The organism is Phenylobacterium sp. (assembly GCF_044236515.1).
GTDB lineage: Bacteria > Pseudomonadota > Alphaproteobacteria > Caulobacterales > Caulobacteraceae > Phenylobacterium.
The window spans coordinates 1-3,192 of record NZ_JBIIGK010000240.1; the positions used below are offsets into that span (position 1 = coordinate 1).

The following is a 3,192-nucleotide window of genomic DNA, read 5'->3' on the forward strand; positions in this document are numbered from 1 at the left end:
CGATTCCGACAAGCTAGGGGGATTGGGATCAGCGCCTGAGCGGCACGACCTTGCCCTCGGCCGACGCGCCGCCCAGCACGGCTTCGACCTTCCGCGCCAGCTCGTCGTCGCGGAACGGCTTTTGGATGATCCGGTCCTCGCCGACGTCGCGCAGGGCCTTGAGATCGGCGAACCCGGTGATGAACAGCACCGGCAGCCCGGGCCGCAGTTCGATCGCCGCCTTGGCCGCCTCGACCCCGTTCATGCCCGGCATCGCATAGTCGGCCAGCAGCAGGTCGATCGGTCGATCGCCGCGCAGGATATCCAGCGCCGCCCCGCCGCTGCCGGCCTCGACCACCGAATAGCCGAGCTCGGTCAGCATGGCGGCGGTGATCTCGCGCACCGCGCTGTCGTCGTCCATCACCAGCAGGGTCCGCGCGCCGGTCGACACCGGCGCGGCGCGGCGCACCGGCTCCGGCTCGCGCTTGGCCTCGGCGGCGGCGCGCGGCAGGTAGACCTTGACCGCCGTTCCCTCGCCCAGGCTCGTCTCGATCCGCACCCCGCCGCCCGACTGCTTGGCGAAGCCGTAGACCTGCGCCAGGCCGAGGCCCGAGCCCTTGCCGACTTCCTTGGTGGTGAAGAACGGCTCGAAGGCCTTGGCCAGCACCTCCTCGCTCATTCCCGACCCGGTGTCGCTGACCGACAGCATGACGTAGTCGCCGGGGGTCGGCTCCTCGGGCCGCGAGGGCGCCTCGCGCAGGGCGACGTTGGCGGTCTCCACCGTCAGGCCGCCGCCCACCTCCATGGCGTCGCGGGCGTTGATCGCCAGGTTCAGGATGATCAGCTCGATCTGCGTCGGATCGACCAGCGCCGGCCACAGCCCGGGCTTCAGCACCGTCTCGATCCGTACGCTGCCGCCCATGGTCGACTGCAACAGGTCCCGCATCCCGGCGACCGTCTCGTTCAGGTCGACCGGCTTGGGCGTCAGCTTCTGGCGGCGGGAGAAGGCCAGCATCTGGCCGGTCAGCCGCGCACCGCGCTCGGCGGCGGTGCGCATGTGGCTGATCCGCTCGGCGATCGGGCCGTTTGCCCCCGGTTTCGCGCCCTCCTGCCTGGCCATGGCCTTTTCGACGAACGAGATGTTGCCGAGGATGACGGTCAGCAGGTTGTTGAAGTCGTGCGCCACGCCCGAGGTCAGCTGGCCGACCGCCTCCAGCCGCTGCATCTGGCGCAAGGTCGCCTCGACCCGCTCGCGCTCCTCGATCTGGGCGGCCAGCTCGCGGTTGCGCTCGGCCAAGGCCTCGGCCGCCACCTTCTCGGCGGTGACGTCGCGGCCGACCGCATAGAAGGCCTCGCCCTCCGGAACCGCCGTCCAGGAGATCCAGCGCCAGCCGCCGTCGGCCTGGCGCATGCGGTTCTCGAACCGGCCGACCACCTCGCCGCGGCCCAGGGCCTCGACGACCTTCGCCGTCGCCGCCGCGTCGTCGGCGTGGATCAGCAGGTTGAAGTTGCTGCCGACCAGCTTGTCGGGACCATAGCCGAGGGTCGCCTCCCAGGCCGGGTTGACCCGCACCAGCCGCCCGTCGACGCCGGCCACCACGAACAGGTCGCGGCTGAGCAGCCATATGCGGTCGCGCTCGGCCGTGCGGTCGGCGACCTCGCGTTCCAGGTCGTCGGTCAGCCGGCGCAGCGCCTCCTGGGCGTGGCGCTCCTCGGTGATGTCGCGCACCACGCCGACGAAGCGCACGCACTGGCCGTCGTCGAACTGGGCCTGGCCGCGGGCGGCGATCCAGCGCTCGGTCCCGCCCGGCGCGATGGTGCGGTATTCCTCAGCGAAGGCGCCGACGGCGTCCGGCGTCCAGGTCGTCGCCTCCTTGACCGAGCCGTCGACGCGGGCCCGGTCCTCGGGATGCAGCCCGGCCAGGAACGCCGGATAGTCGACCTCGGCCTCCGGACCCAGGCCGAACAGCGCCTTGCAGCGGTCGTCCCAGGCCAGCTCTCCAGACTGCGGATCGAAATCCCACAGGCCGAGCTCGGCGCCCTCGATGGCCAGCCGCGCGCGCATCTCGCTGCGCGACAGCGCGTCCTCGGCGTCGCGCCGCTCGCGCCGCTCGCGGGCCTGCTCCAGCGCCCGCTCCACGGCCGTCGCCAGCCGCGTCAGGTTGCGCTTCATCACATAGTCGGTGGCGCCGCGCTTCAGGGCGTTGGTGGCGAACTCCTCCCCGACCACGCCCGAGACGAAGATGAACGGCAGGTCCGGCTGCAGCGCCCGGGCGATGTTCAGGGCCGACAGCCCGTCGAAATCCGGCAGCGAATAGTCCGCCAGGATCACCTCGCAGGCGCCCTCTTCCAGCAGGGTGACGAACTCGCGCCGGTTGACCGCCCGCTTCAGCTCGAAGCGCAGCTCCGCCTTCGTCAGGTGGGCCGCCAGCAGCTCGGCGTCGATCTCGCTGTCCTCGAGCAGGAGGATGCAAAGGCTGCGGGAATGCTGGCCGCCGGCGTCAGGCATCGACGGCGACCCTTGGCGGCGGCTCGTTGAGGATCGCCCAGAACATCCCGAGGTCCTGGATCGCCTCGAAGAAGGCGTTGAAGTCCACCGGCTTGACCACAAAGGCGTTCACGCCGAGCTCGTAGCTCTTCACCAGGTCGCGCTCCTCGCGCGACGAGGTCAGCATCACCACCGGGATCTGCCGGCGCATGCTGTCGCTCTTGACCTTCTCCAGCACCTCCAGCCCGTCGACCTTCGGCAGCTTCAGGTCGAGCAGCACCACCGCCGGATCGCCCGGCTCGCGGTCGGCGTGCGCGCCGCGCTGATAGAGGTAGTCGAGCGCCTCGGCGCCGTCGCGGGTGACGACGATGTCGTTCGCCAGCTGGCACTTGGCCAGCGCCGCCAGGGTGAGCTCCAGGTCCCGTGGATTGTCCTCCACCAGCAGGATCGGCCTCAGGTCAGCCACGCAGGGTATCTCCTCGTTGTCGTTGTTGCGCCGTTTCGCGCCGCGGCAAGGTGAAGGTGAAGGTCGCGCCTTCGCCAACAACGCCTGTCGCCGAAATGGTTCCGCCATGCCGCTCGACGATTCGCTTGCACAGCGCCAGGCCGATGCCGGTGCCCTCGAATTCCTCGGCCCGATGCAGCCGCTGGAACACGCCGAACAGTTTGTGCGAGTAGGCCGGATCGAAGCCGACGCCGTTGTCCGAGACGGTGAAGCTCGTCAC

General features: G+C 70.4%; 3 protein-coding genes. All 3 read right to left on the minus strand.

What is annotated here, in order from left to right:
* Positions 1-28: 28 nt before the first annotated feature.
* Positions 29-2,488, minus strand: a complete 2,460-nt coding sequence (locus ACILRF_RS15690) for a response regulator (protein ID WP_395674539.1) — start codon at positions 2,486-2,488, stop codon at positions 29-31.
* Positions 2,481-2,933 (minus strand): response regulator, encoded by a 453-nt coding sequence (locus tag ACILRF_RS15695; RefSeq protein WP_395674541.1) that lies wholly within the window; start codon positions 2,931-2,933, stop codon positions 2,481-2,483. The genes ACILRF_RS15690 and ACILRF_RS15695 overlap by 8 nt, the downstream gene beginning before the upstream one ends.
* Positions 2,926-3,192, minus strand: a 267-nt coding sequence (locus ACILRF_RS15700) for an ATP-binding protein (protein WP_395674543.1), incomplete at its 5' end; no start/stop codon positions are given. The genes ACILRF_RS15700 and ACILRF_RS15695, both read right to left, overlap by 8 nt.

What these genes read in the sequence shown, in the direction of transcription:
- ACILRF_RS15690 (WP_395674539.1), bottom strand. Translation starts at nt 2,488, where the DNA reads ATGCCTGACGCCGGCGGCCAGCATTCCCGCAGCCTTTGCATCCTCCTG.